The organism is Microbacterium oleivorans (assembly GCF_001644225.1).
In the GTDB taxonomy this organism is placed as follows: Bacteria; Actinomycetota; Actinomycetes; order Actinomycetales; family Microbacteriaceae; genus Microbacterium; species Microbacterium gawkjiense.
This window is the reverse complement of record NZ_LSTV01000003.1, coordinates 201,809-226,891: the sequence shown is the minus strand read 5'-3', so window position 1 is coordinate 226,891 and position 25,083 is coordinate 201,809. Positions and strand designations below refer to the sequence as shown.

Below are 25,083 nucleotides of genomic sequence, written 5' to 3'. Positions count from 1 at the left end.
GGAGCTCTGCGGGCTCCGGCGGCGCCGCCTCCTTTTTCCCTCGTGTGGGGGATGCTGCGGCTCGGCGCCGTCCGTAGCGTCGAAGTATGGCGAACAAGAACATGAACGGGATGTCGTTCGGCCTCTGGATCGCGTTCGGAATGCTCGGCGGGATGATGGTCGGACTGCTGTTCCTCGACAACATCGGGCTCGGCGTCGGGTTCGGCCTGTCGTTCGGCATCATGCTCGGGATCATCTTCGGCAGTGCGAAGAGCACCGAGTGACGGATGCCGCGCCGCTCCCCCATTAGGCTGGGACGCTGAGGGCCTCTAGCTCAGTCGGTAGAGCATCGGACTTTTAATCCGCGGGTCGTGGGTTCGAGCCCCACGGGGCCCACCTCTCGACCAGTGCGCAGACAACACATGATGCGCGCGAATTGTCGCCGCTGCGACTCAGCCACCCGATCCACTAGCGGTCCTCCGATCACCGCCGCGATGCGGCTGCAATGCGCTCATGCGTCGCGCGCACGAACGCGGCGTAGCCCCCCGGCGTCCGTCCCCAGAAGCGGCCCGACGTGACCACCTCGTTCTCGTCCGTAGCCACCACGGACGCGCCGAGCGAGCGGGCGGCGTTGACGAGCTCGACATCCTCATGTTGCTCGAGGTTGCCGAACTCCCCCACTGCGAAGTACACATCCCCACGCAGTCCGAGGTTGGCCCCGTGCACGTTGCCTGCGGGGCGTCCGGGTGGATGTGTCTCCAACCAGTACGCCGCGTGCTCCGGTGTCAGATCGGCGAAGTCCGGGCGGACAGTGCCCAAGACGACATCCGCGCCCAGGGCGCGAAGATCGAGCTGATGACTGAGCCACCCGACGGGAACGGCAGAATCTCCATCCGTCGTGCTGACCCAGACGTCGGCCGGTGACGGCTTCCCCAGCTCGGCCATCGCAGCCCTCACCCCCACTCGTCGCGCGGTCCCCACGCTCCGTGCCTCGATGCTGACGGTGTGCACCGGCCAGGCTCGCGCGATCCGCTCCGACGCATCCGTGCACGCATCGAGGACGACCACCGCCGCGACCGAGACACCCGGATGTGTCTGCCGCGCGTGCGCGATCGAGGAGGTCAGAGCGGCGAGACACGCGTCGAGCAATTCGGCCTCGTCGTGCACCGGGACGACGATCGCGACCGAGGACACCCTCACGGAACGAGCCCGGTCTCCGCCGCGACCGATCGGGCACCCGAGAGCCCGTAGACCTCCAGCACGAAGTCCTCCTCCTCATGCTGTAGCAGCCGGACGAACCCCTCCGCGCCGCGGAGCGCCGCGTGCACGGCATCGCCGGAGAGCGGATACTCCGTCACCAGGTGACGCCAGTGGCACGCGACAAGGTGCCCCTCGGCCGTCAGTGCACCCCGCATCCGCTCGATCGCCACAGTCAGGTCGCCGCGGCTCCAGTAGTAGCCGACCTCCGACAGCATGATGAGGTCGAACTGGCCCTCCGGCCATTCGTCGGGAAGAGCCATCCGCTCGAATCGAACCGTTGTCCGACCGCTAAGTCGCCGGCGCGCCATCGCCAGCGGGGCGTCGGCGATGTCGACCGCGCGCACCGCATCGGACCGGTCGGCCAGCAGCTCCGTCAGCACACCCGTCGAGCAGCCCAACTCGAGCGTCGAGCGATAGCGCGCGCGAGGAAGACTCGCCATGGTGACGGCCCGCTTGCGCTTCTCGTACCAGCGCGATTCGAACCCCCACGGGTCATCGCCGTTCCGCTCATAGAAGGACTCGAAGAAGTCGGCACCCATACTCGACGCCGGCGGTCGCACGAAAACCTCGAAAGACCGGTCGAAGTGCGCCTGCATCCCGTCATGGAGCATCACCTCGTCACCGGGAGCCGAAGACAGCGGAGCGATCTGACTGCGATGGCGACGCGTGGCGGCGATCTTGCGATCGGCAGTTTCATGGTCGAGCGCGAACACTTCGAGGTCTTCCCACGGCACGTCCTCCGGCGACCCCCAATGCCACAACCAGATGGGATAACCCCGCCACGGGACGCGAAGCTCGCCGCACACCTCCGCGGACACCTCCCCCACGACACGGTGATCCCGATGACCGTCGCCCGTCCACGGCGATACGACGAGGCGCTTCACCGCCCCCGTGAGAAGTGCACGGAGGGATGCCGCAACTGCGGCCCGATGGCCGTCGGTCCCTCCGTCCGGCAGCCCGAGGAAAAGCAGCTCGATCGCGGGGCTCAACTGCTCGAGAGCGTCGGCCACCTCGCGCCGCCGCACCGCCGCGAGGTCGGCGGGCGTGTGGGACGGCGAATCCGGGTGCGACCCCTCGCCGTCGGTCACGACGAGCACCGTCACCCTCGTCCCGCGGCGGGCGGCGCTTGCCATCAGCCCTCCGGCGCCCAGGGTCTCATCGTCGGGATGGGCGGCGACGACGACGAGGTGCTCCACGTCCGCGTCGAGGTCCGGAAGAGCTCGTCCGCCGAAAGCCTCGCGCCACACCTCCTCCGTCGTTCCGGCATCGAGGTGACTGAAACTCACCATGTGCCACATCCCTCCGCGATGTCGGCTCCGATCCTCGCCACGTCGCGCTCGCCGTGGTGCTGACGCAGGTAGATCTGCAGATCGGCCACCCGCCGGGCATGCCCTTCATCTGCGACGAGGGGCAGCGGCCCCAGTGCGCGCGCTGTGTCGGCGAGCGTCGATTCGACCGCGCTCGCGACGATCGCTCGCGCGCGGCCGGCGAGGGTGCCGGGATAGCGCAACGCCGCTGAGCCGTCCATCTCCTTCGCGGCGGTGCGGAGGGCGAGGCGCGCGCCCCAGAGCGCCATGTCCGCGTTCCCGAGATGCACGCGCGACAACTGGTCGGCACCAGGACGACGCGCGGCATCCAGCAGGGCGGAACGTAGCGGCAAGACGCCACCCCACCAACATGCCGCCACGCCGATCCCTCCGGCTGCGAAACCGGGCCGACGCAGATACCAGCCCGGTTCACCGACGGGCACCGCTGGCGCGTCTGCGAAGTCGACCGGAGCACTCACGATCTGGTCGAGTCCGCGGGCATGCCATGGTCCCGACCGGGGGGCGACCTCGGGTCGCTGCATCTCGACAGCGAACAGCCGACGCTCGTCGCCGACCCATGCGGTGACGAGCGCATGCGTCACCTGCTGCGCGAGCGAACACCACGGCTTAGTCCCCGAGAGGTGCCACCGGGAGCCGACCATCTGCGCCTCGAGCCGCACTCCCGCACCTTCGGCAGCGAACACACCCCACGATGATTCAGAGCCCGCGCCCATCGAGGCGAGATCGACCTCGCAGCCACTCCGACGCGCCTGCTCGAGGATGGTGAGTGCGTCCAGGTGAGGTTCGAGAATGCGCGCCGCCGCCACATCTCGGAACGCAACCGCTGCGAGGAAGGTCCACTGCTCGGCGAGCGACCACTGTTCACTCACAGCCGCGCCCGCGGAAACGGCCCACACGAGAGTCGCGGGAACGTCCGTCCCGAACCCAGCGACTCGATCAGCCGCTGCGAGGGACGCGGCGGCAGCCTCGGGGAGGGGCCCGTCGCCTAAGCGGACTGCATCGAGATCTTCTGGGACGTCACTCACACCCGGAGTCTGTCCGCGATGCGTGCGCAGAGGCAGAGGCTTGCGATGCCACGGACCCGTCGGGTACCTCCTCGGGACCAGACCCCTCCCCGCGATCCAGATAGCGCCCTAGTGTCGTACCCGCAGGTCGCCGTTCATGAGCTGTGTGGGCGGCCCGAACGAATCGCTGCGACCGCGGTGCCGAGCCGGGGCCGCTATCTCGACAAGAGGAGACGACAGTGCCGAACTACCTCATCGCCTTCAACGACGAATGGGTGCCGCCGCAAACCACAGAGCAGCTGCAGACCAAGAGCCAGGCGTCGATGGCAGTGCTCGAAGAGATGAAGCAGGCGGGCGTGTTCGTCTTCGCGGACGGCGGCATCGACGCGTCGACGGCGCTCTTCAGCGTGCAGCTGAGGGGCGGCGAGCCGGCGTTCACCGACGGACCCTTCGTCGAAACTCAAGAGCACCTCGGCGGGTTCACCGTGATCAACGTTTCCACTGACGACGACGCACGCTACTGGGCGGGACGCCTCGCCCTCAGCCTCGACTGGCCGCAGGAAGTCCACCGCTTCCCGGGTGGCGTCGAAGACATCATCGACCGGCAGACTGCCGAGGGCGAGTGACCACCTCTCCTGCCGCACCAAAGGGTGCTCGCGCCCACGGGTCTTGACGGCGTACTTGCATTTTGCAAGTACGCCCACTACCCCTTCATATACCAGCGGCAGTCCGACGACCCCGATGGCTACCACTACTCCCCGTTCTGGATGAAGCCGGACGCCGACCAGACCTCGTGTGCGACCTCGCCGCCGCACTCGAGATCGTCGGCCCGCGCTGGGCTCTCCTCATCGTGGAGCGGCTGCTCGACGGACCGCAGCGCTACGGCGACCTTCAGCGTGAGCTCGGTGCGCCGACGAACATGCTGGCGACCCGCCTCAAGGAACTCGAAGCCGCAGGCGTGCTCCGCCGTCTTCCGCTGAAGCACAACACCCGCGCGTACGCCCTGACCGATCGCGGCCTCGACCTGGCGAACGCGATCGCGGAACTCGGACGTTGGGGATCAGGGCTGAGCGACACTGACTAGCGCCTCATTGAACGGCACGCGCGACCCAAGATTTGGTCAGTTCCGAAACCCTCCGGTGGCGGGTGAAGGCTCGTCCCACGAGCGCGCGAGCGAGTGACTGCGCGCGTCGCCGCGGACCGCCCGAGGAAGTAGAAAGCCCCGACTGTTACCACACAGCCGGGGCGAGACGAATGAGAAGTCCGCCTATCGCTATCAGGATACCGCAGGACCCTGAGCGCAAGCCCCTCGCCGCTCGAGCCCGGGAGCGCGCGGGGGCGTTACGGTTGCGGCATGCTCCGCCTCGTCACTCGTGTCTATTGGACTTTCAGCCGATGGACGCTCGCGACCGAGCCCGCGCCGACCCAGCCCACCGTTGTCCTGGGGGCGCCGCACACCTCCAACTGGGACTTCGTGCTCATGCTGGCCATCGCGTGGCGCCTGAAGATGCGGTTCCGCTGGCTGGGCAAGGAGAGTCTCTTCCGCGGCTGGCGCGGCCCGCTGATGCTATCGATCGGCGGCATCCCGGTCGACAGAGCGAACCCCGCTGGAGTGGTCGACGCGCTCGTGCGGCGCATCCGCGACGGTGAGGTCTTCGGCCTCGTGGTGACGCCGGAGGGCACGCGCGGCGGCGTCGGGCACTGGAAGTCGGGCTTTTACCGCATCGCGCGAGAGGCCAACCTCGCCGTCACGCTCGGGTATGTGGACCGCACCACCATGACCACCGGGCTGGGTCCGACGCTCACGCTCACGGGCGACGTGCGCGCGGACATGGATGCCATCCGCGCGTTCTACTCCGATAAGTCGGGACTGCGGCCCGAGCGACGCGTCGAGCCTCGCTTGCGCGAAGAAGGCGATCCTCAGCCGACAGCGTCGCCCTAGGCGGGGCCGACCCTGCGATGGGATGAGCCGTTCAAGCGGACGTGATGCTACGAGACGGCCTCGCCGGCGTCGGACGTCACGAACCAGTCGGTGAACGATCGGGCGCGGCCGTCGTCGGTCAGCTCGATGACCATGAGGTTGTCGTACTGCCGACTCTTCTCGGTCGAACTCGGGTAGCTCGTCCGACCGCGGATGATCGCGATGTCACCGTCGACAGCGGTGAGCTCGTAGTCGAACGACCACGTGCCGGGCTCATCCTTCTGCGCGAGCCAGCCCGCGATGATCGCGTCGTGACCGACCCATGGGGGCGTCGATGGGCCGTCGCGGTACTCCGCCGCCGGCGTGAACAGCGACCGGATGTCGTCCGGGTCGTTGGTCTCCCACGCGCGGACGTAACCGGCGATCCACGCGTCGGCGGCCTCCACAGCTGCCTCACGATCCCACATGACCCCAGGCTCGCCGACGTCGGCGGCGAGCGCAAGGTCCGTCCTGGGATCGGTCGCAGCAGGCCGACGTCGCCGTCAGAACAGGCGAGCGACGCCCCCGGCATGATCAAGGGACTGGATGTCACCGACGAAGGTGTCCGTGTCCGCCCCAGTCGGTAGGCTCACTCAGGCCGGGTATCCGGCGATCACTGGGGGAAGAAAAATGAAGATTCGTCACGCAATCATCTCGTTCACTGCCGCGGGAGCCCTGCTGTTGGGGGGATGTGCAGCCGCCGGCGATGAGGCCACGAGCAGCGCACCAGCCACACCTGCAGCGATCGAGGTCGACGAGCAACTGACGACGGTCGACGTCAAGGTGGCGAAGTCGATGCTCGACCCGGAGGGCACGCTCACCGACGATGAGATCATCGCGAGCGCGAAGGAGAAGGGCCTCTCGGCCGTGGTCGAGGGCGACACCGTCGTCTACACGATGACGAAGTCTCAGCGGGACGAGATGCTCGCCGACATGCGATCTTCCGCGCGGGAATCCGCCGACGAACTCGTTGCCGACGACACTAACTCTGTCACCGCCGTCGACTTCAACGACGCGATGACTTCTTTCACGGTGTCGGTCGATCCCGCCAAGTACAACGCGATGGAAGGGTTCCTCGTGCTCGGCTTTTACATGCAGGGCGCGCTCTTCCAGCAGTTCACGGGAGTTGCCGCGGACGACATCGACGTGACCGTCGACTTCGTCGACAACTCGACGGGCGAGGTGCTCGACTCAGGCTCGTTCCAAGAAATGCGCGACAACCTCGACCAGTAGGGCACTTCCCCGTCCCAGTCCCGGGGTGGTCAGCCCCCGATCGCGTTCATCCCCCGCGCCGGCTGCAGGAACGACGGGTCGTTGATCGCGTGCCCGGGGAGCTTGCCCAGCACGCACGCGTGCAGCACCTCGGCGATCACACGCCGACGATCGGCGGGCGCGGCGTCCACCGGCATCCCGCGCACCGCGGTCGTCACGTCGTACTCGGTCAGCGAGAACAGGCAATTGCGGAACTGACCGTCGGCGGTCAGACGTAGCCGGTCGCAGGCTCCGCAGAACGGCGCCGTCACCGACGCGATCACGCCGACCTCGTGCGGGCCGCCGTCGATCCGCCACTTCTCAGCGGGAGCGCCGCCGCGGCCGGGCACCGGCTCGAGCGACCACCGCTCCGACAGCGCCGCCAGGATCTCCTCCCGCGTCACCATCGCGCTCCGATCCCAGGTGTGCCCCGAATCCAGCGGCATCTGCTCGATGAACCGCAGCTGCGCGCCCACCTCCATCGCGAACGCCACGAGATCGACGAGCTGGTCGTCGTTCACGCCCCGCATCGCGACGGCGTTGAGCTTCAACGGCTTCAGATCGGATGCCGCGGCTGCCGCGATCCCCTCGAGCACGTCGTCGAGCCGGTCACGCCGCGTCAGCGCGGCGAATCGCTCGCGGTCGATCGTGTCGATGCTGATGTTCAGCCGCGTCAGGCCCGCGTCGATCAGGTCGGGCAGCACCTCGGCCAGCCGGATCCCGTTCGTCGTCATCGCCACCTCGACCGGACCGTCGGGGCCCGAGATCGCGGCGACCCGACGCACCACGTCCACGATGTCCGTCCGCAGCAGGGGCTCCCCGCCGGTCAGCCGGAACGTACGGATGCCGAGACTCGCCGCCACGTCCGCTATCTCGACGATCTCGTCCGTCGTCAGGATGCTCGTGCGCGCCAGCCACTCGTTCCCCTGCTCGGGCATGCAGTAGGTGCAGCGCAGCGAACACCGGTCGGTCAGCGAGATGCGCAGGTCGCGGTGCACACGGCCGTGCGTGTCGACGAGACCGACGGCCGGGTCGGGAAGGGCGACGGACTCGGAGGCGGTCTGCGGGGCGCGTCCGAGGGAAATCGGGATAGCGGTCACCGCCCTGTCCCCCCGCGCCGCTCCATCTTCCGAGCCTAATCGGCCAGACCCGCGGCTGGGGTCCTATTCGGATGCGCCGGTCCATGTCGTCACCCCCTGCCAGGATGACCCCGTGAACACAATCGCGGGGATCAGATGGGTCGTCACCGGCGCTGCCGGCAACATCGGAGTCGCTCTCCGTCGGGAACTTCGGGCTGCGGGCGTCGAGCTCGTCTCCACCGACGTGCGCGACGTGGAAGCGATCGACGGTACCGGTGATCGCGTCACCGTCGCCGACCTGCTCGACCTCACCGCGCTCACGGCGATGTTTGACGGCGCCGACGGGGTGATCCATCTGGGCGGATTGTCCGATGAAGCCGATTTCCACGACCTCGCAGAGGTGAACGTCGTCGGCACCTACCACGTGCTCGAAGCCGCTCGCCGCTCAGGCGTCCGCCGGGTCGTCTATGCCAGCAGCAACCGTGTCACCGGGATGTATTCCACCGACACACTCGTCGACGCGGACATGCCTGCTCGACCCGACGGCTTCTACGGGGTCTCGAAGGTGGCGGGCGAAGCACTGTGTCGCCTCTACTCCGACAAGTTCGACCTCAGCACGATCGCGCTTCGAATCGGGAGCTACGAACAGCAACCCAGCACCCCACGAGAGCGAGCGACCTGGTTGAGTCACCGCGACGCTATCGCCGCCTTCATCGCCGCGATGACGACAGACGAGCATCACGCCGTCTTCTACGCGGTGTCGGCGAACTCGGAGTCGTGGTGGGACCGGACCGCCGGCGAGCGCGTCGGGTTCCGCCCCATGGACGACGCCGCGGACTGGAACATTCCCGGCGACACCATCGAACCGCAGGGCGGGCCGTTTGCGACGCCGTCGTACTCGCTGGATCGCATGCGCGACTGACCCCGCTACCGGGCTGTGAAGTCGGCACCAATCCCCCGGTCGGGCAACGATGCCGCGGTACGTTTCCGCGCATGAGCCTTCGCCGCACCGCCCTGCCGGTCCTCGCCGTTATCGCCCTGCTCCTCACGGCATGCGCGCCGACCGAGTTCGCTCGCGAGCAGACCGCTGGTGACCGCCCCGACTCGGTCGTGGACGGGGCCGACGGCGCCATCGATGTCACCACGCTTCGCTACGTCGGCCAGGCCGACGACTACGACGTCTACCTCGCCCGCGCGGCGGACGACAGCGAGTCGCTCTGCCTGTCGCTGGCTATCGACGACGCTTGGCAGACCACGGAATGCGCGCGCGACTACGTGTCAGTACCGATCAGCGACAGCGCGAGCGTGGCTGCCGACCTCAGCTACCGCGGCGGCGAGGACCGCGACATGATCTCCGACAACGTCTGGGTCAACCGAAAGTAGCCGGTACCGCGACGAACCGCACGCGCGACGGGTCGACCTGCAGCCACACCGTCTCGCCCACCGACACCGCTTCTGGCGCGTCCCGCAGGTCCACCACGCCCTCCGTCGTCCGGATCCGCGTGCCCGACAGCGTCAGCTCCACCCCCACCACCGTCGCCGACCACGCGTTCTCGCCCGCAGCGCTCACGATCCGCACGTCGTCCGGCCGGAACACGGCGGCGAGCGCCGCACCGTCCCCGGCGGCGAGCGCGATCGACGCGGCATCCGTGCTCGTCAGCACCTGCCCCGCCGCACCTCGCCACACGCCGCGCGCGGCGACCCCCGGCATCCGATTCATGTCCGCGATCGACGCGACGAAAGCGGATGCCGGGGCCCGCAGCACCTCGCGCACCCCGCCGCTCTGCACCACGGCTCCCGCCTCGATCACGAACAGCCGCTCGGCGAGGGCGACCGCGTCGCCGGCGTCGTGCGTGACCGCGACGGTCGTCGTGCCGGCGAGCTGCTCGCGGAGCATCCCGCGGATCGCGAACGCCGTCACGGGATCGAGCGCGACCAGCGGCTCGTCGAGCAGCACCACCCGCGGCGACGCCGACAGGGCCCGCGCGACCGCGACGCGCTGCTGCTCGCCTCCCGACAGCTCGCGCGGCATCCGCGCACCCGTCCCCGCGAGGCCCACCCGCTCGAGCCAGGCGTCGGCCTCGGCGCGCGCCTGGACGGCCGGCATCCCGGTGGCGCGGGGACCGAATGCGACGTTCTCGCGCGCACTGAGGTGGGGGAACAGCCGCGGATCCTGCCCGAGCAGCACCACGCCGCGCTGCATCGGCGGCGTGCGCACCCGCGGAACGGCCGCCCGCTCGACTGTGCGGCCGGCCACCGCGATCTCGCCGCCGTCGAGCGGCACGAGTCCGGCGAGCGCCTCGAGCAGCGTCGACTTGCCGGCGCCGCTCGGACCCATGACCGCGACCGTCTCCCCGGCATCCGCATCGATCTCGACGTCGACACGGAACCGCGGACGCTCCACCACGACGTGCGCCCGCAGCCCGCTCATCGCACCGCTCCCGGTCGCCAGCCGCGCACCAGCATCAGCACCAGTACCGCCGCGGCCAGCAGCAGCAGCGCGAGCGCGACGGCCGTGCCCTGCGTCACTCCGGCGCCGTTGAACGCCGTGTAGATCGCGAGCGGCATCGTCTGCGTGACGCCGGGTCGGTTGCCCGCGAACAGCGCGGTGGCGCCGAACTCGCCGATCGCGCGGGCGAAGCACAGCACGACGCCGGCCACGATCCCGGGGGCGGCGAGCGGCAGCGTGATGCGCCGCAGGATCGTCCAGCGTCCGGCGCCGAGCGCGGCGGCGGTGCGCTCGAACTCCACCCCGGTCGAGCGCACGGCGCCCTCGACGGCGAGCACGAGGAACGGCAGCGCGACGAACGTCTGCGCGACGACGACGGCGGGCGTCGTGAACGACAGCCCCCATCCGCCCAGCCACCCCTGCCGACCGAACAGGTACAGCAGCGCGATGCCCCCGACCATCGGCGGCAGCACGAGCGGCACCGTCACCGCGGCCCGCAGCGCCGCCGCGAGCCGCGGACCCGACCGCGCGATCAGCAACGCCAACGGCACCCCGATCACGACGCAGACCGCGGTCGCCGCCGCCCCCGTGCCGAGCGATAGGCCCAGCGCCGACAGCGCCGCGGGCGACGTCACGTCGGCGACGAACGTCGACCACTGCACCCGGGCGATGAGCGCCACGAGCGGCAGGATCAGGAACGACAACCCGACCAGCGCCGGTACGGACAGCGTGCGCGGGACGTAGCCGCGCCCCACGCTCACGGCGCCCCGAACCCGCGGTCGGCGAGGATCCGCTGCCCGGCATCCGACAGCACGAACGCGACGAATGCATCGGCGGCCGCGGGGTTCGCGGCATCCGTCAGCGTCGCGATCTCGTACCGGTTCACGACGGCGCCGCTGCCCTCGGGGACGATCGCCTCGACGTCGTCGCGCCCGACCACGTCGGTCGCGTAAACGAGGCCCGCGTCGGCCTCACCCGCCGCCACCTTCGTGAGCACCGCGGTCACGTTCTGCTCGAGGCTCGCGGCGTCGACCGTCACACCCGCGCCCTCGAGCAGTCGAGCGGATGCCGCGCCGCACGGCACCTCCGGAGCGCAGAGCACCGTCACGACGCCGGACAGATCGGCCAGCGACGCGATCTTCTTCGGGTTGCCAGCCGGGACGACGATCACGAGCGTGTTCGTCGCGAAGACGGCGGGGTCGGGTGCGAGCTCCGACACCTTGGCCATCGTCGCCTCGTCAGCCGACGCGAAGACGTCGGCGGGCGCACCCTCGACGATCTGCGTGGCGAGCGTCGACGATCCGTCGTACACGGGACTGATGCGCACGCCCGGATGCTGCGCCGTGAACGCGTCGGCGACCTCGTCGAACGACGCCCGCAGGGATGCTGCGGCGTACACGGTCAGGGTGCCGTTCATGTCGTCGTCCGACGCCGGCGGAGTCGAGGCGGCGCAGCCGGTCAGCGCGAGCACGAGCGCAGCGAGCGCGACGGCCGGGCGGCGCACGTCAGCCCCCCGCCAGCTCGACGACGACGTTCGTCGCCTTCACCGAGGCGCGCGCCGTCGTCCCGACCTCGAGCTGCAGCTCGCGCACCGCCTCGGCCGACAGCAGCGACACCACCCGGTGAGGACCGGCCTGGATGTCGACCTGCGCCATGACCCCGTCGACCTGCACCCGCGTGACAATCCCGACGAAGCTGTTGCGCGCGCTCGAACGGTGCTCGAACCCGTCACCGGGGTCGTTCGCCATGGTCACCGCGAACGCCGCGAGGGCCTCACCGGGGATCTCGGCGGGCACGGCATCGGTCACGGGGAGCAGGCCCTGGTCGATCCAGCGCCGCACGGAGTCGTCGCTCACACCCAGCAGCCGGGCGGCCCGGGCCACACGGTAGGTCGTCATGGTTCGATCATGCCGCACGCGCGGCTGATTCGGGGCCCACGATGCCGCATCTGCGGACCCGTTCGCCCGTCGGCATCCGATTCCGCGACGGCCCTGCCATCACCGACACACGTACACTCGGGACATGCGCCCGTTGGTCGATCCCGTGCCCGAGTTGGATCCCGACGAGCGCCGGCGCACCGCGCGCCACACGGTGCTGAAAGGCATCGGCGACGAGGGGCAGCGACGTCTCGCGAACACCCGCGTGGCCGTCGTCGGCGCGGGCGGCATCGGCTCGCCGGCCATCCTCGCCCTCGCCGCCGCGGGCATCGGCGCGATCACCGTCATCGACGACGACACGGTCGAGCTGCACAACCTGCAGCGCCAGATCGCGCACCGCATCGAGGACATCGGGGTGCACAAGACCGAGAGCACGGTGCGCGCGGTCGCCGCCCTCTCCCCCGTCACGGTCGTCACCCCGATCACCGCCCGTCTCGACGAGAGCAACGCGCAGGAATTCTTCGCGGGCGCCGACATCGTCATCGACACGAGCGATTCGTTCGCGACTCGTCGCGCCGTCGCGGCGGCCACCGAGGCGCTCGGTGTGCCGCTCGTCTGGGGCGCCGTGCGCGAATGGCACGCGCAGGTCACCGTCTTCTGGTCGCGCCCGACCGAGGGCGACGCCGTCGTGCTGAACGACCTGTTCGCCGTCGGCACAGAGGGCGACCCGCCGACGTGCGCCCAGGTCGGCGTGCTCGGCGCGCTGTGCGTGCAGGTCGGCGGCATCCTCGCCACGGAGGTCGTCAAGCTGGCGATCGGCGTCGGGCAGCCGCTGCTCGGCCGCATGCTCGTGCTCGACGCCCTCTCGAGCCGACAGCACGAACTCCCGCTCCGCTCGGCGGCGACCGCGGCGGCCGGCGCATGAGCGGGCTCCGCAGCGTCGAGGACCAGCTCGCCCGCGTCCTCGCCGCGGTGCGCCCGATCGCCGGCGAGACCCTCCCCATCGGTGACGCCGCGGGGCGCACGCTCACGGCACCCGCCGTCGCCGCACACGACATCCCCCTGTTCGACAACTCCGCGATGGACGGGTTCGCCGTGCGCGCGGCCGACGTCGCAGCGGTGGGGCCGGGGCATCCCGTCTCGCTCCGTGTCGTCGCGGACCTGCCGGCGGGGGTCGCGACCGATCCCCCGCTCGCCGCGGGCGAGGCGGCACGCATCATGACCGGGTCGCCGACACCGACGGCCGCCGACGCCATCGTGCCGTTCGAGAGCACGGTGGGCGGCCTGGCCGACTCGCTCGGCACCGTCGAGGTGCTCGAGACGCCGACCCCGGGCGCGTTCATCCGCCGCCGCGGCGCCGACCTGCGCGCCGGCGACGTGGTCGTCGACGCGGGCGAGCGCCTGGGACCGTTCCAGGTGGCCGCGGCAGTCGCGGCGGGCATCGACGTGGTGACCGTCGCCCGGGCACCCCGCGTCGCCGTGGTCTCCACCGGCAGCGAGCTGCTCGCCCCCGGTGAGCCCGTGCGGCGCGGGCTCATTCCCGACTCGAACGGACCGCTCCTCGCGCAGCTCGTCGTCGACGCGGATGCCGAGCTCGTCCTCACCGCGCGCGTCCCGGACGACGGCGCGGCGGTCGCGCAGGTGACGGCCGACGCCCGCGCCGCCGGCGCCGACGTCATCGTCTTCACCGGCGGTGTGAGCGCCGGCGCCTACGAACCCGTCCGCGCCGCGTTCGACGGCCACGGCGAGGTCGAGTTCACCCGCGTGTCGATGCAGCCGGGCAAGCCTCAGGCCTTCGGCACAGTGGGTGACGGATGCCTCGTGTTCGGCCTTCCCGGCAACCCGGTCAGCGTCGCCGTGTCGTTCGAGGTGTTCGTGCGGCCCGCCCTCCTCGCGATGCAGGGTCGCAGCGAGATCCAGCGCCCGCGCCTGACGCTCGCCGCGGCGGAGTCGTGGACAACACCGCCTGGGCGTCGCCAATACCTGCCCGCGGTCGTCGACCTCGTCGCCCGCACGGTGCGCCCCGCGACGGCGGGCGGCTCGGGCTCGCACCTGGCCGGCGGGCTGGCACGGGCATCCGCGTTCGCGATCGTTCCCGCCGAGGTCGCACGCGTGGCCGTCGGCGACGACGTAGATGTCATGCTGGTGGGATGAGCTTTCCCCACCTCGATTCGGCCGGCCGGGCGCACATGGTCGACGTCACAGCGAAGACCCCGACGGTCCGCACGGCGACCGCCCGCGGGTTCGTCCGGTGCAGCGCCGACGTGATCGCCGCGCTCCGCGACGGCACCGCGCCGAAGGGCGACGTGCTCGCCGTGGCCCGGATCGCCGGCATCCAGGCGGCGAAGTCCACCGCCACGCTGCTGCCCCTGGCGCACGTCATCGGCGTGCACCGGGCATCCGTCGAACTCGAGATCACCGACGAGGGCGTCGAGATCGAGGCCACCGTGGGGACCGCCGACCGCACCGGCGTCGAGATGGAGGCCATCACCTCGGTGTCGGTCGCCGCGCTCGCCGTCGTCGACATGATCAAGGGCCTCGATCGCGCCGTCGTCATGGAGAACATCCGCATCGTCGCGAAGTCGGGCGGTCGCTCGGGCGACTGGGTGCGCCCCGGCGAGTCCGTCCAGGAGGAACAGGCATGACTCTCGTGCGCTACTTCGCGGCAGCCGCCGAGGCCGCCGGGACCGAGAGCGAGGAGCGGACCGAGGCGACCCTCGACGAGCTCCGCACCGCCGTGCTCGACGAGCACCCGAAGCTGTGGTTCGTGCTGCCCGACTGCGCCGTGCTGGTCGACGGCGTGCGGACCGACGGCGACGCCTCGCTCGCCGGCGCGCGCCTCATCGACGTGCTGCCGCCGTTCGCCGGCGGATAAGGGCGGGCGGGCGGGGGTCAGCCGCCGATGCCCTTCCAGGCGGTCGTGCCGTCCTCCTCGACCTGACGCTTCCACACCGGCAGGTCGGTCTTGATCGTCTCGATGATCGCGCGGCAGACCTCGAACGCCTCGGCGCGATGCTCCGACGCGACCGCGATGACGACTGCCGCGTCGCCGACGGCGAGGCTGCCGATGCGGTGACTGACGGCGACGACGGCGTCCGCGGCATCCCCCGCCTCCGCGGCGATGCGGTGCAACGTCGCCTCGGCGTCGGGGTGGGAGCTGTACTCGAGCCCGACGACCGTGGTCGCGGCATCCGGATCGTTGTCGCGCACCCGCCCGATGAACGTCGTCACCGCGCCGTACCGGGGGTCCTCGACGGCGCGCAGGTGCGCCTCGACGTCGAGAGTCGCCTCCTCGAGGCGGGCGATGCGCACCGTGTTCACGAGTGGTCCCCGCCCCTCACCTGATCGAGCACGTGGGCGGCGACCGACACGATCACCGGGATGCCGGAGGTCACCGCGCGGGTCGAGCCCGGCAGGTTGACGACCAGCGCCCCCTCCGGCTCGATGACGCCCGCGATCCCGCGGGAGAGCAGCGACATCGGGGTGTCGGCGAGGCCGACACGACGGAGCTCCTCGGCGATACCGGGGAGCTGTCGCGTCACCACACGCTCCGTGCCCTCGGGGGTGCGGTCGCGCGGACCCACACCGGTGCCGCCGGTCGTGACGATGAGCCGGGCCCCGGAGTCGAGCGCATCGCGGAGAGCCTGCGCCACGGCATCCGCTCCGTCGGGGACGACGGCGGTGCCTGCGGTCGCGATGCCGGCTGCGTCGAGGAGCGAGACGGCGAGGGGACCCCCGCGATCCTCGCGCTCCCCTGCGGCCGAGCGGTCCGAGACGGTGATGACGAAGGCACGCACGGGGGTCACAGGCTCACCCTAGACGGCCGCGGGCTCACGATGAGACGGTGATGAGCGAGCGCTGCCAGCCGGTCGAGCCGTCGGGCGCGATCGGCGCACGCTCCTCGATCTGCGTTTCGCCGTTCTTGTTGATCGCGCGCACGGCCACGTAGTGCGGCCCCGGCGTCGCATCCCACTCGAGCACCCACTGGACCCAGGTGTCCTCGTTGATCGGGTTCGAGAGCTTCGCCGCCTGCCAGTCGCCGTCGTCGATGCTGACCTCGACGCGCTCGATGCCCACCGTCTGCGCCCACGCGACGCCGGCGATGGGGACCTTGCCGGCAGCGACGGGGGTGCCGCTCTTCGGGGTGTCGACGCGGGAGGAGAACTTGATGGGCGCCTCCGCGGAGTATCCGCGCGGCGTCCAATACGCCTCGTCGGCGGCGAACGTCGTGATCTTCAGCTCGGTGACCCACTTCGTGGCCGAGACGTAGCCGTAGAGGCCGGGGATCACCATGCGGACCGGGAAGCCGTGCTCGGGCGGCAGCGGTTCGCCGTTCATCGCGACGGCGAGGATCGCGTCGAGGTTCTCGTCGGTCCCCGCAGACAGCGGAGTGCTCGCCGTGTAGCCGTCGACGCTGCGGGAGAGGATCATGTCGGCATCCGCCTTCGGTCCCGCCATCTTCAGCACCTCGCGCAGCGGCACGCCCTGCCAGATCGCGTTGCCGACGAGCCCACCGCCGACCTCGTTCGAGACGCACGTGAGCGTGATCGCGTACTCGTCGAGACCCATGTCGAGCAGGTCCTGGAAGCTGAGCTCGACGCGCCGGTCGACCATGCCGTCGATGACGAGCCGCCACGTCGAGGGGTCGACCGTCGGCACGGTGAGCGCCGTGTCGACGCGGTAGAAGTCGGCGTTCGGGGTGATCAGGGGGCTGATGCCCTTCACGTCGAGCTCGGCACCCGCGGGGATCGTCACGGTGCTTCTCGGGGCGGGCAGCTTGAGCGCCCGACGGATCGCGTCGGCCGAAGCGGTGGCGGCGCTCACCGCGCGGGCCGTGACGCCCCCGACGACAGCGGATGCCCCGGCGATAGCGGTCGTCAGCAGGAAGCGGCGGCGGTCGAGGCCCTGTGCCTCACCGGTGTGGGTGTCGTCTCGCCAGCCGCGCAGCCACCGTCCGAGCAGGAACAGGACCGCGGCGGAGCCGAGCGTGCCGAGCGTGGGCGGAAGGAACGCAAGCGGCGTGGCGTCGGCGCGGGTGACGATCGCCGCACCCGACAGGATCCCCGCGACGAAGAGCGCAATCACGCCGACGGGCGGTCGCACGTACTCGAGGATGCCGGCGATCGCCGACGCGATCGCGACCGCGAGGCCGAGCCCCGCGAGCAGAGCGACCTTGTCGTACTCGCCGAACGTCGTGATCGCGAACTCCTTGAGCGGCCGCGGCACGATGTCGACGACGAACGACCCCACGGCGAGGATCGGACTCGCCGTGCTCGAGAACAGGAGGGCTGCGAGTTCGGCGATGGCGAGGAACACCGCGCCCGCGACGATCCCCGAGAGGGCGGCCCACAGAGTGAACCGCTTACCGCTGGTGTGAGTGCTCATGTCATCCCTTCAACAGGTGTTCGGAGCGAACACGCGATCGGATGAACCGAAGAGCGGCACGCGAGGCGAGCTGATGCGTCTCACTCTGGCCGGTCGTGTGAGCGAAAGCTCGCTCTTGCGGAAGCGGGGCGGATGCCGCAGGGGCTCAGCCTCTGAGACGCTGGCGCAGCTCCGAGAGGTGACTGGGCAACGCTCCCATTTCGAACGTGCCCTGCGGCGTCTGCACGTCGACAATCCTTATCTGCGGGTTCATCGACCACCACTGGGAGGGCTTCGACTTGCGTTCCTCCGATCCCACATGGTCGACGTCGAGGTCCATCGGTTCGCCGGCGGGGATCCGCAGCTGCCACCGGTACTTCTGCAACCGCATCCTCCCGGGCGACACGTCAGCGCGGGCGTGACGCCATTTGTCCCCTGGAGCTCGCACGGCGAGTTCGATACTCTCCCCCACCAGGCGGTTCCCCACCAGCATGCCGATGCCCCCGCCGATCGCCGCGAGGACCACCATGGCCACGAGGACGATGACGATGACGAGCGGCGACACGGGTTCGAAGATTCCTGTCGCGGCGAGACCGGCGAACACCAGGAGGGCGATCACAGGACCGGCCATCAGCGTCCCGATCCGGAACGCCTGCTCCCGCAGGGGCGCTCTTCTACGCGGCATCCTCACACCACCGCTTCGGGAGTGGCGGCGATGAGTTCTTGCAGGCGCGTCTCGAGCGCGGCTCGTGTGTCTGTCCCCATGACCGGACACTAGGGGGCTGAGGGGTGGCAGGACAACGGGCTTGTCTCGCATCGGCGCGCGGGGACGGGCCGTCGACGGCGTCGAGTAGTGTCGGCCCGGTGACCCCCGCGCACCTCGCCGATCGTCTCGAGAAGACACCCGGGCCCCAGCTCCCCTCTCATCCGGCGATCGCCGTCTGGCGCGCAGCGGCATCCGCCGACATCGACGCGATCCACGCGGTCGTCAGCGCGGCAGACGCGATCGACCACCCCACGTGGACGACTCCGCGGCAAGACGTGGCCGAGGCGTTCGAGTCGACGCACATCGACCCCGCGCGCGACACCCTGGTCGCCGTCACCGCCGACGGCGAGATCGTCGCGACCGGCGTCAGTGCCCTGCACCCGTCGCGGGCCGGAGGGATGCTGTCGGTCGACCTGAGCGGCGCGGTCCACCCGCAGTGGCGCCGCCGCGGCATCGGAACAGCACTGCTGGGCTGGCTCGACGCGCGGGCGCAGCAGCAGGTCGCGCGGGCGGCTCAATCGCTCGAGGGCGGCGGGTCGGAGGGCCGACTCAAGGCGTACGTCGAAGAGCCCAACACCGACCACGCCACGATCCTGGCGGCGCAGGGGTATACCGCCGAGCGCTGGTTCTCGACGATGGAGCGCGACCTCGCCCAGCCCGTGACCGCCCTTCCGGTGCCGCAGGGCATCTCGCTCGTGCCGTATGACCGGGCACGGGATGCCGACGCCCTCGCCGCGCGCAACGACGCCTTCCGCGATCACTGGGGAAGCCTGCCGTCGAACGAGGAACGCTGGCAGCAGTTCGTCGGCGGCGACTTCTTCCGACCCGACCTGTCCCGCATGGCCGTCACCGATGACGGGCAGATCGTCGCGTTCTGTCTCGCCTCGGTCAATGAGCACGACTTCGCCGCCCTCGGTGCATCGCACGCCTACATCGACCTCATTGGGGTCATCCGATCGCATCGCCGGCAGGGGCTCGCGCCGCTCGTCATCGCGGCGGCGCTCGAGGCGATCACGGCCGAGGGGCTGGAGCGTGCCGTGCTCGATGTCGACACCGACTCCCCCACCGGAGCCAACCGGCTCTACGAGGGGGTCGGATTCATCGCGACGCACCGGGTCGTCGCGATGGTGCGGCGGCTCTGAAGGCCATCGAGCTCTCGGCGGCGGTCAGCGGCCTCCGTCCGCGAACGGCCAGGCGACCGTCAGCCGGAGATCCTCGTCATCTCGGGGTGAGTTGTGCCAGATCTCCCGGGGCGGGCCGACCGGGGTGGCCCCGGCATCCGTGATCCACGCGTGCACCTCGTCGTAGAGCGCGAGGATCTCGGGGAAGTCCGTCTCGCGACCTTCCGCGTGCCGGAGCGCGACCTGTCCCCCGGTCATCCGATAGCTGCGCACGCCGTCGGTCTCGTCGATGAGACCGTCGACGGGAAGCACGATCTCGAGCGGTCCGTCGGAGTCGTCCGTCACCGGGGCGTGGAACACCCCGAACGCGTCGCCGGTCGGGCACAGGCCGTGGCGCGTGGCGAGGTCGCGCAGGCGGCCGACCTCGGTGTGGATCACCTCGTCCATCTCGTGCGGCGCCATCCGACGCATCACGCTCATCACGGGGCGGTCGGCTTCGATCGCGGTCTCGACAGTGGACATGTGATTCTCCTTCGTGAGATGCAGCCGCGCTCGGGCGAGCACGACGGCGTTGGACTCGTTGCGGCGATACATCGCGTCGATGGCGTCGTCCAGCAGGGTGACCGCAGCGACCGGATCGGTGTCGGCGGCCTCGATGATCGCCGCGATCCGATCGAGGGACAGATCCGCTGAGCGCAGCAGCGCGATCAGCCATCCGGTCGGCACCTGATCGGCCGAGTAGTAGCGGTAGCCGGTGCTCTCATCGATGCGGCGCGGCTGCAGCAGCCCGCGCTCGGCGTAGATTCGCAGCGCCTTCGCGGACAGCAGCGTCTCTGCGCCGAACCGTCCGGCGGTCATCCACTCCTCGTGTTCTGTCACGTGCTCAGCCTCGGCCATGCCCCTGGGGCGAGGTCAAGCACCGATAGCGTGAGCCTGCGGCGCGCGCGTCGCGTCGCATCGGCGAGGGAGGAGACTCACGAGATGCCGGAGAAGGATCGACCGACCCGGCGCGGCACGTTCCTCACCGCGTGCGCGGCCGCACTCGGCGTGATCGCGCTCGTCTACATCACCGGGCTGCAGGTCGGTTTCGGAGCGAGGTGGGGGCTCTTCAGCGGAGCGCTCGCGTTCCCCGGCATCGTGTTCGCCGGGCTGCTCGGCGCCTCTCTCGTGCTGAGCGCCGTGGCCGTGGCATCCGGCCGCGCATCGCGCCCAGCACGCATCGTCACCGGCAGCGTGTCGGCGGGCCTCCTCGCAGCGATGGTGGTGACCCTCGCGGTGACGCCGGCGCCGATACCCCCGGAGTCCCTTCCCGCTCGCTCCACCGACGCTCTCCGCCTGCTCGCGTGGAACGTGCAGCAGACGGCGGAGAGCCCTGTCGCGCGGAACCGACTGATCGAGACGCTCGAGCCGGATGTCGTCGTGTTCAGCGAGCTGTACGAGGGGAACCTCCAGTCCGGCGACCTGCCGGCGGGCTACGTCAGCTACGGGGTACGCGGCATCGCCGTCACCGTTCTGGTCACCGACGACCTGCCGCCCTTCCGCGTCAGCGCGGCGGACGACTCGGGCGCGACCTCTGGATTCGTCCTGACGCCCGAGACCGACGGCGCCGCTCCCGAGATCGTCGCCGTGCACCTCGTCCGCCCCGGTATCGACGGGGACACGACTCTGCGGGATCGCGGCCTCGACTGGATCGCGGAGCAGTGCGCGTCACCCGATGCGATCGCCGCCGGAGATTTCAACGCCGTCGCCCCCAACATGCCACGCGGCAGGCTCGGCTTCTGCCGATCCGCTGCCGCGTTCGCGCCGTCGTGGCCCGCGTCGATTCCGCCGCTGTTCGGCGCGGCGATCGACAACGTGCTCGTTTCCGAGAGGTGGGATGCCGAGAGAGTCGCGACCCTCGACGTCCCCGGCATCCGCACCGACCACCGCCCGATCGTCGCGGACGTGGTGCCCGCCCTCATCGAGGGCGCCGCGCGCTGACGTCAGCGACGACGCGTTTCATCAGAGCAAGCACCGCCGCCGGCCTTTCGATCGCCGCGAAATGCCCGACGCCGTCCAGCGTCGTCTCGCGGAAGTCCACGATCGCGGCCGACAACGCCGCCGCATCCCCTTCACCCACGAAGACATCGCGGTCACCCTGGACCGCCCTGACCGGGCAGCGGATGCCGCGCCACGACGACTCGTCGTAGGCGGCGGCCGCACGGGCGGCGGCGACGAACGCAGCGGGACGGATCTCAGCGGCGAGCGCGCGGATGACAGAGGGGTCGATGTCGCGCGGCGCAGCGAAGAGAGGTGAGCTCAGCACGCGGAGCAATCCGGCCCGCTCGAGTCGACGCAGGAACCCCGCCGCCGCACCGCCCAGGGTGCGGAGGAACCGCATCGCGAGGAGCATCCCCGCCAATCCCGGCAGGCGCAGACCGCCTCGGATCGGTCGCCGCACGGCGTCGAACGCGGCGGCCCCGGACGGGGACACGAGGACCACCCCGTCCGTCATCTCCGGGGCCCGGGCCGCGAGGTCCAAGGCCAGCGCACCCCCGAGTGAATGCCCGACGACCACCGACCGCCGGTAACCCAGCCGCTCGATGACCTCGAGGACGGCGGTTGTCGTACGCACGATGTCGACACCGTCGCGCGGTGACTCGCTCTCACCCCAGCCAGGGATATCGAACGCCACGACGTCCGGCAGCGGCGCCCCGCTGCGAGCGGCCTCTTCCAGCAACGGCGTCCAGGTGGTCCACGACCCTGCTGCGCCGTGCAGGAATACGGTGGCGACCGGTCCACGCCGATCGCCCACGCGTACCGAGACGACACCGACTGCCGTCGGGACCCGGACCGTCCGCAGGCCCAGAGCCGCGGCATCCGTCGTCAGCCGAGTTCGCGCCGTCGACGGCGTCTCGCGGTGCTCGCTCCCCCTCACAGTGGTGATTCGTCGCGGTGACGACATCGGATCGGCGAGCACCGGCATCCGCTCTCTGCGCGTCCACCACCCAACTGCTTCTCGGCTGGGCCCACACACCCACTGGACGGGACGGGCGATCATGAGAACACGCGCAGACGTCCTCGAGGCGTGGGAGGAGCAGGTCGCCCTCTTCGCCATCGTTAAGCTCGATCCCGACGGCGTCGTCCGCGGCTGGAACGCCGGTGCCGAGACGCTCAAGGGGTACACGGCCGACGAGAGCAGAAGATCGTGCGTGACATCAGCGGCGAGAAGCGCGCCGAGGATGAGCAGGTCTCGCTGCAGCGCACCTTCGCCCACGACTTGATCTCGCCCGTGACAGCCCTGCGCGGCTATCTCGACCTGCTCGAGGAGGATCTGGGCGGCGAGAACCGGCACCTCCGCCTCGCGATCGAGACCAGCGAGCATCGCGGGGCGATGGCGAGCGTGCTCATGGCGGACGCGTCCCGGAACGCCCGCGAACGCCAGCGGACGTTCGACGTGGGACGGCGGGTCGGGGATCGGGCTGGCGAGTGTCGCGGCGTCCATCTCCGAGCACCGCGGCACCCTCGAGATCGACAGCGAGGTCGGCATCGGGACGACCGTCACGATCACGCTGCCGCTCGCCTGAGTCCGCGTCCGGGGCGCGGAGGTCCGCGGCGCTCTACTCGGGGTCCTCGGTTGCGGCGCAGTCTGGCGCGATGACGAACTGGCCGTCGCTGGTCGCGGCCACCAACCGCCCATCGAGCCAATACCGCACGACGTATCCCTCCGACCGGTGGACCTCACCGCCCCCGACAGGGGCGACGGCGAACATCACGGTCATCTCCGCACCCGCGTCGACCACCGTGCCGCGGACGTCGAGCCGGCGATCCCAGAACTGAGGATCCGGCGGGTAGGCGTCGGCGCCGAGGCTCGTACTGTTCTCGATGGGGACCAGGTAGGTCTCTCGGAGCTCGAGACCTTCGGGATCCACGAGCTCGACCGAATCCATCACGACCGCCGCCCCCTCGGACGCTCTTGCGACATCGCCGAAGGTGATCATCCGCCCATCCGATGGGGCGCAGACTACGTAACCGCTCCCGAGCGTCACGGCAGACTCGGACGCGCAGCCCGTCAGACCTGTGGTGACGACGAGGCAGCCGGCCACGGCGGTCACGAGGGAGCGGCGCATGCGCCCACCCTGGCACAGATGCGGGACCCCCGCACCCGGGACTCAGCCGATGCGCGCGCGGAGGGCCTCGGCATCCGTCTCACCGTCGACCAACACCGCGCGGGCGAGGTCGCGAGCGTCCTCGACGTTCCAGAGCAGCACGCCGACGGGAGCGCCGGACTCGTCGCGGTAGTAGACGACCGTGCGGTCCGCGTCGAGGTCGACGACGAGCGGGTCCTTCTCGGGATCGAGCGTGCCGACCGCCTCCCATCGCACGCCGAACACGGCTGAGTAGAAATACGGCGTGTGCGTGTAGGGCAGGCGCTCCCCCGCCATGGAGCGGCCGACCGCGGCACCCATCTCGTTCGCGTTGTCGACGTGCTCGACGCGCGTGCGCCCGAGGATCGGGTCGGGGTACGACGCGATGTCGCCCGCAGCCCAGATCGCGTCGTCGCTCGTGACGAGGTGCTCGTCGACGACGACGCCCTCGTCGACGACGAGGCCCGCCTGCTCGGCGAGGTCGGTCACGGGGTCGACGCCGAGGCCGAGCACGACGATGTCCGCCGGTCGTTCGTCGCCGCCCTCGAGCACGACGTGCAGGCGGTTCCCCTCCGTCCGGACCTCTTCGACGCGCGCGTTCGGGCGGAGCTCGACCCCTCCGTCACGGAACAGCTGCTCGTAACGCCGGGCGAGCTCGGGCGGGAACGTGCCGTCGCCGAGGACCTCGGACGGGAACACCAGCTCGGTCTCGACGCCGTTCTGTACGAGCGCGGCCGCGATCTCGGCGCCGATGTAGCCGCCGCCGACCACGACGGCACGACCGCCCTGTGCCGCGAGTTCGCGCAACCGCCGATAGTCGTCCGCCGAGCGGAAGAACAGCACGCGGTCGTCCTCCGGCGCCGGGATCTCGCGGGGCTTCGAGCCGGTCGCGAGCAGCAGGCGGCGGTAGCCGAGCTCGTGCCCATCACCGATCGAGACCGTCTTCGCGTCTCGATCGATGGCCGTGACGAGCGTCTCGAGCCGCAGCTCGGCGCCGGTCGTCTCCACGGTGCCGAGCGGAACCTGGTCCCACGTGAAGTCCGGGTCGGTCCAGAGCTTCTTCGACAAGGCCGGCCGCGTGTACGGCGGGTCGATGTCCGCGCTGAGGATCCCGATCGTCCCGTCGGGATCCAGTTCCCGGATGCCGCGCGCCGCCGCATCCGCCACCATTCCGCCGCCGACGATCAGATAGTCGTAGGTCCTCATCGCTTCGCTCCGCTCGGTTCGTTTGGGGCAACGGTAAGTGGGAGCGGTGGGATCGGCGGCGGGGTTGCGTGTGTGCGCGGGGGCGGTTAGGTGGGGGGCGGCGGGCGCGGTACGCGGCGGGGCGGGTGCGCGAGGGGCGGTTAGGTGGCGCGGATTCGGAGATGTGCGTCGGATTCGGATCGCGTGAGGTTGTCCATCCGAATCCAGCGACACCATCCGATTCCGGCGCCTTCACCTTGAGTTGCGGTTGCCGTCGGGGGCGGACCGAGTCGCTTCTCCCGCCCTCGCGAAGAACGAGAGGACTCTCATTTC

General features: G+C 70.4%; 31 protein-coding genes and 1 tRNA gene. 15 read left to right on the top strand and 17 right to left on the bottom strand.

Annotated elements, in window-relative coordinates; all coding sequences use genetic code 11:
• Positions 1-86 precede the first annotated feature (86 nt).
• Both AYL44_RS14700 and AYL44_RS09855 read left to right on the top strand, forming a co-directional pair.
• Positions 87-263: a hypothetical protein gene (locus tag AYL44_RS14700; RefSeq protein ID WP_197471637.1), complete on the top strand. Its 177-nt coding sequence runs from the start codon at positions 87-89 to the stop codon at positions 261-263.
• Between the two features lie 39 nt (positions 264-302).
• Positions 303-375 (top strand) — tRNA-Lys (locus tag AYL44_RS09855).
• A gap of 87 nt (positions 376-462) precedes the next feature.
• Here AYL44_RS09855 and AYL44_RS09850 read toward each other — a convergent pair.
• The 3 genes from AYL44_RS09850 to AYL44_RS09840 are packed head-to-tail and all read right to left on the bottom strand — an operon-like array spanning position 463 to position 3,373.
• A complete protein-coding gene (locus tag AYL44_RS09850) occupies positions 463-1,173 on the bottom strand; it encodes a glycosyltransferase (protein WP_064003112.1) in 711 nt (236 codons plus the stop codon).
• A gap of 2 nt (positions 1,174-1,175) precedes the next feature.
• Positions 1,176-2,528 carry a PIG-L family deacetylase gene (locus tag AYL44_RS09845; protein ID WP_082886183.1) on the bottom strand — a complete coding sequence of 451 codons (1,353 nt, stop codon included), beginning with the start codon at positions 2,526-2,528 and terminating at the stop codon, positions 1,176-1,178.
• Positions 2,522-3,373, bottom strand: coding sequence for an acyl-CoA dehydrogenase (locus tag AYL44_RS09840; protein ID WP_231872773.1), 852 nt, complete (start codon positions 3,371-3,373; stop codon positions 2,522-2,524). Before AYL44_RS09840 ends, AYL44_RS09845 begins: the two co-directional genes overlap by 7 nt.
• Positions 3,374-3,810: 437 nt before the next feature.
• Here AYL44_RS09840 and AYL44_RS09835 point away from each other — a divergent pair, with 437 nt between their 5' ends.
• From AYL44_RS09835 to AYL44_RS09825, 3 genes are all read left to right on the top strand, one after another.
• Complete coding sequence (locus AYL44_RS09835; protein ID WP_064003110.1) at positions 3,811-4,197, top strand: YciI family protein; 387 nt, start codon at positions 3,811-3,813, stop codon at positions 4,195-4,197.
• A gap of 167 nt (positions 4,198-4,364) precedes the next feature.
• On the top strand, positions 4,365-4,655 hold the full coding sequence (locus AYL44_RS09830; protein ID WP_064003109.1) for a winged helix-turn-helix transcriptional regulator: 291 nt from the start codon (positions 4,365-4,367) through the stop codon (positions 4,653-4,655).
• A 270-nt stretch (positions 4,656-4,925) separates the two neighbouring features.
• Positions 4,926-5,513 (top strand): 1-acyl-sn-glycerol-3-phosphate acyltransferase, encoded by a 588-nt coding sequence (locus tag AYL44_RS09825; RefSeq protein WP_064003108.1) that lies wholly within the window; start codon positions 4,926-4,928, stop codon positions 5,511-5,513.
• Positions 5,514-5,560: 47 nt separating this feature from the next.
• Here AYL44_RS09825 and AYL44_RS09820 read toward each other — a convergent pair whose 3' ends face one another.
• Positions 5,561-5,959, bottom strand: coding sequence for a YybH family protein (locus AYL44_RS09820; RefSeq protein ID WP_064003107.1), 399 nt, complete (start codon positions 5,957-5,959; stop codon positions 5,561-5,563).
• Positions 5,960-6,092: 133 nt separating this feature from the next.
• Here AYL44_RS09820 and AYL44_RS09815 point away from each other — a divergent pair, with 133 nt between their 5' ends.
• Positions 6,093-6,764, top strand: a complete 672-nt coding sequence (locus AYL44_RS09815) for a hypothetical protein (protein ID WP_157532626.1) — start codon at positions 6,093-6,095, stop codon at positions 6,762-6,764.
• Positions 6,765-6,793: 29 nt separating this feature from the next.
• Here the strand turns inward: AYL44_RS09815 and moaA are convergent, their stop codons facing one another.
• A complete protein-coding gene (gene moaA / locus AYL44_RS09810) occupies positions 6,794-7,882 on the bottom strand; it encodes a GTP 3',8-cyclase MoaA (RefSeq protein ID WP_064003105.1) in 1,089 nt (362 codons plus the stop codon).
• Here moaA and AYL44_RS09805 point away from each other — a divergent pair.
• Together AYL44_RS09805 and AYL44_RS09800 are read left to right on the top strand one after the other, a co-directional pair.
• Positions 7,791-8,783, top strand: coding sequence for an NAD-dependent epimerase/dehydratase family protein (locus AYL44_RS09805; protein ID WP_157532624.1), 993 nt, complete (start codon positions 7,791-7,793; stop codon positions 8,781-8,783). The genes moaA and AYL44_RS09805 overlap by 92 nt on opposite strands.
• A 71-nt stretch (positions 8,784-8,854) precedes the next feature.
• Positions 8,855-9,244 (top strand): hypothetical protein, encoded by a 390-nt coding sequence (locus AYL44_RS09800; RefSeq protein ID WP_064003104.1) that lies wholly within the window; start codon positions 8,855-8,857, stop codon positions 9,242-9,244.
• On the opposite strand, the gene AYL44_RS09795 is transcribed toward AYL44_RS09800, so the two are convergent.
• From AYL44_RS09795 to AYL44_RS09780, 4 genes are read right to left on the bottom strand one after another with little or no spacing between them, the layout of a single operon-like run.
• Complete coding sequence (locus AYL44_RS09795) at positions 9,231-10,292, bottom strand: ABC transporter ATP-binding protein (RefSeq protein ID WP_064003103.1); 1,062 nt, start codon at positions 10,290-10,292, stop codon at positions 9,231-9,233. The two genes, AYL44_RS09800 and AYL44_RS09795, sit on opposite strands and share 14 nt — an antisense overlap.
• A complete protein-coding gene (locus AYL44_RS09790; RefSeq protein WP_064003102.1) occupies positions 10,289-11,071 on the bottom strand; it encodes an ABC transporter permease in 783 nt (260 codons plus the stop codon). The genes AYL44_RS09795 and AYL44_RS09790 overlap by 4 nt, the downstream gene beginning before the upstream one ends.
• Positions 11,068-11,814: a molybdate ABC transporter substrate-binding protein gene (gene modA / locus AYL44_RS09785; RefSeq protein WP_064003101.1), complete on the bottom strand. Its 747-nt coding sequence runs from the start codon at positions 11,812-11,814 to the stop codon at positions 11,068-11,070. The genes AYL44_RS09790 and modA overlap by 4 nt, the downstream gene beginning before the upstream one ends.
• Position 11,815: 1 nt before the next feature.
• Positions 11,816-12,208: a TOBE domain-containing protein gene (locus AYL44_RS09780; protein ID WP_064003100.1), complete on the bottom strand. Its 393-nt coding sequence runs from the start codon at positions 12,206-12,208 to the stop codon at positions 11,816-11,818.
• A gap of 124 nt (positions 12,209-12,332) precedes the next feature.
• Here AYL44_RS09780 and AYL44_RS09775 point away from each other — a divergent pair, with 124 nt between their 5' ends.
• The 4 genes from AYL44_RS09775 to AYL44_RS09760 are packed head-to-tail and all read left to right on the top strand — an operon-like array spanning position 12,333 to position 15,062.
• Positions 12,333-13,112: a HesA/MoeB/ThiF family protein gene (locus AYL44_RS09775; protein WP_064003099.1), complete on the top strand. Its 780-nt coding sequence runs from the start codon at positions 12,333-12,335 to the stop codon at positions 13,110-13,112.
• Positions 13,109-14,341, top strand: a complete 1,233-nt coding sequence (gene glp / locus AYL44_RS09770) for a gephyrin-like molybdotransferase Glp (protein ID WP_064003098.1) — start codon at positions 13,109-13,111, stop codon at positions 14,339-14,341. Before AYL44_RS09775 ends, glp begins: the two co-directional genes overlap by 4 nt.
• Positions 14,338-14,832 (top strand): cyclic pyranopterin monophosphate synthase MoaC, encoded by a 495-nt coding sequence (gene moaC, locus AYL44_RS09765; RefSeq protein ID WP_064003097.1) that lies wholly within the window; start codon positions 14,338-14,340, stop codon positions 14,830-14,832. The genes glp and moaC overlap by 4 nt, the downstream gene beginning before the upstream one ends.
• Entirely contained in the window at positions 14,829-15,062 is a 234-nt protein-coding gene (locus AYL44_RS09760) for a MoaD/ThiS family protein (protein WP_064003096.1), read from the top strand. The genes moaC and AYL44_RS09760 overlap by 4 nt, the downstream gene beginning before the upstream one ends.
• A gap of 17 nt (positions 15,063-15,079) precedes the next feature.
• Here the strand turns inward: AYL44_RS09760 and AYL44_RS09755 are convergent, their stop codons facing one another.
• From AYL44_RS09755 to AYL44_RS09740, 4 genes are all read right to left on the bottom strand, one after another.
• On the bottom strand, positions 15,080-15,508 hold the full coding sequence (locus tag AYL44_RS09755) for a molybdenum cofactor biosynthesis protein MoaE (protein ID WP_064003095.1): 429 nt from the start codon (positions 15,506-15,508) through the stop codon (positions 15,080-15,082).
• The gene (locus tag AYL44_RS09750; RefSeq protein WP_064003094.1) at positions 15,505-15,993 is read right to left on the bottom strand and encodes a MogA/MoaB family molybdenum cofactor biosynthesis protein; all 489 of its coding nucleotides are present in this window, start codon (positions 15,991-15,993) and stop codon (positions 15,505-15,507) included. The genes AYL44_RS09755 and AYL44_RS09750 overlap by 4 nt, the downstream gene beginning before the upstream one ends.
• A 25-nt stretch (positions 15,994-16,018) precedes the next feature.
• Positions 16,019-17,572, bottom strand: coding sequence for a molybdopterin-dependent oxidoreductase (locus AYL44_RS09745; RefSeq protein ID WP_064003093.1), 1,554 nt, complete (start codon positions 17,570-17,572; stop codon positions 16,019-16,021).
• Between the two features lie 145 nt (positions 17,573-17,717).
• A complete protein-coding gene (locus AYL44_RS09740) occupies positions 17,718-18,236 on the bottom strand; it encodes a hypothetical protein (RefSeq protein ID WP_157532622.1) in 519 nt (172 codons plus the stop codon).
• A gap of 179 nt (positions 18,237-18,415) precedes the next feature.
• Between AYL44_RS09740 and AYL44_RS09735 the strand changes: the two genes are divergently transcribed.
• On the top strand, positions 18,416-19,459 hold the full coding sequence (locus AYL44_RS09735; protein WP_064003091.1) for a GNAT family N-acetyltransferase: 1,044 nt from the start codon (positions 18,416-18,418) through the stop codon (positions 19,457-19,459).
• A gap of 24 nt (positions 19,460-19,483) precedes the next feature.
• Here AYL44_RS09735 and AYL44_RS09730 read toward each other — a convergent pair whose 3' ends face one another.
• Positions 19,484-20,317 (bottom strand): MerR family transcriptional regulator, encoded by an 834-nt coding sequence (locus AYL44_RS09730; RefSeq protein ID WP_231872771.1) that lies wholly within the window; start codon positions 20,315-20,317, stop codon positions 19,484-19,486.
• Positions 20,318-20,419: 102 nt separating this feature from the next.
• Between AYL44_RS09730 and AYL44_RS09725 the strand changes: the two genes are divergently transcribed.
• Positions 20,420-21,418 carry an endonuclease/exonuclease/phosphatase family protein gene (locus AYL44_RS09725; RefSeq protein WP_064003090.1) on the top strand — a complete coding sequence of 333 codons (999 nt, stop codon included), beginning with the start codon at positions 20,420-20,422 and terminating at the stop codon, positions 21,416-21,418.
• Here AYL44_RS09725 and AYL44_RS09720 read toward each other — a convergent pair.
• Complete coding sequence (locus AYL44_RS09720; RefSeq protein WP_064003249.1) at positions 21,396-22,355, bottom strand: alpha/beta fold hydrolase; 960 nt, start codon at positions 22,353-22,355, stop codon at positions 21,396-21,398. The two genes, AYL44_RS09725 and AYL44_RS09720, sit on opposite strands and share 23 nt — an antisense overlap.
• Before the next feature lie 373 nt (positions 22,356-22,728).
• Here AYL44_RS09720 and AYL44_RS14895 point away from each other — a divergent pair, with 373 nt between their 5' ends.
• Entirely contained in the window at positions 22,729-23,004 is a 276-nt protein-coding gene (locus AYL44_RS14895) for an ATP-binding protein (protein WP_419865921.1), read from the top strand.
• A 33-nt stretch (positions 23,005-23,037) separates the two neighbouring features.
• Here AYL44_RS14895 and AYL44_RS09715 read toward each other — a convergent pair whose 3' ends face one another.
• Positions 23,038-23,418 (bottom strand): hypothetical protein, encoded by a 381-nt coding sequence (locus AYL44_RS09715; RefSeq protein ID WP_231872770.1) that lies wholly within the window; start codon positions 23,416-23,418, stop codon positions 23,038-23,040.
• Between the two features lie 171 nt (positions 23,419-23,589).
• The gene (locus AYL44_RS09710; RefSeq protein ID WP_064003088.1) at positions 23,590-24,771 is read right to left on the bottom strand and encodes an NAD(P)/FAD-dependent oxidoreductase; all 1,182 of its coding nucleotides are present in this window, start codon (positions 24,769-24,771) and stop codon (positions 23,590-23,592) included.
• Positions 24,772-25,083 lie beyond the last annotated feature (312 nt).

Excerpts from the sequence above, each read along its gene's own strand:
- AYL44_RS14700 (WP_197471637.1), top strand. The coding sequence starts at position 87 with ATGGCGAACAAGAACATGAACGGGATGTCGTTCGGCCTCTGGATCGCG.
- AYL44_RS09845 (WP_082886183.1), bottom strand. The coding sequence starts at position 2,528 with ATGGTGAGTTTCAGTCACCTCGATGCCGGAACGACGGAGGAGGTGTGG.
- AYL44_RS09825 (WP_064003108.1), top strand. The coding sequence starts at position 4,926 with ATGCTCCGCCTCGTCACTCGTGTCTATTGGACTTTCAGCCGATGGACG.
- AYL44_RS09820 (WP_064003107.1), bottom strand. The coding sequence starts at position 5,959 with ATGTGGGATCGTGAGGCAGCTGTGGAGGCCGCCGACGCGTGGATCGCC.
- AYL44_RS09800 (WP_064003104.1), top strand. The coding sequence starts at position 8,855 with ATGAGCCTTCGCCGCACCGCCCTGCCGGTCCTCGCCGTTATCGCCCTG.
- AYL44_RS09795 (WP_064003103.1), bottom strand. The coding sequence starts at position 10,292 with ATGAGCGGGCTGCGGGCGCACGTCGTGGTGGAGCGTCCGCGGTTCCGT.
- AYL44_RS09780 (WP_064003100.1), bottom strand. The coding sequence starts at position 12,208 with ATGACGACCTACCGTGTGGCCCGGGCCGCCCGGCTGCTGGGTGTGAGC.
- AYL44_RS09775 (WP_064003099.1), top strand. The coding sequence starts at position 12,333 with ATGCGCCCGTTGGTCGATCCCGTGCCCGAGTTGGATCCCGACGAGCGC.
- glp (WP_064003098.1), top strand. The coding sequence starts at position 13,109 with ATGAGCGGGCTCCGCAGCGTCGAGGACCAGCTCGCCCGCGTCCTCGCC.
- moaC (WP_064003097.1), top strand. The coding sequence starts at position 14,338 with ATGAGCTTTCCCCACCTCGATTCGGCCGGCCGGGCGCACATGGTCGAC.
- AYL44_RS09760 (WP_064003096.1), top strand. The coding sequence starts at position 14,829 with ATGACTCTCGTGCGCTACTTCGCGGCAGCCGCCGAGGCCGCCGGGACC.
- AYL44_RS09745 (WP_064003093.1), bottom strand. The coding sequence starts at position 17,572 with ATGAGCACTCACACCAGCGGTAAGCGGTTCACTCTGTGGGCCGCCCTC.
- AYL44_RS09740 (WP_157532622.1), bottom strand. The coding sequence starts at position 18,236 with ATGCCGCGTAGAAGAGCGCCCCTGCGGGAGCAGGCGTTCCGGATCGGG.
- AYL44_RS09725 (WP_064003090.1), top strand. The coding sequence starts at position 20,420 with ATGCCGGAGAAGGATCGACCGACCCGGCGCGGCACGTTCCTCACCGCG.
- AYL44_RS09715 (WP_231872770.1), bottom strand. The coding sequence starts at position 23,418 with ATGATCACCTTCGGCGATGTCGCAAGAGCGTCCGAGGGGGCGGCGGTC.
- AYL44_RS09710 (WP_064003088.1), bottom strand. The coding sequence starts at position 24,771 with ATGAGGACCTACGACTATCTGATCGTCGGCGGCGGAATGGTGGCGGAT.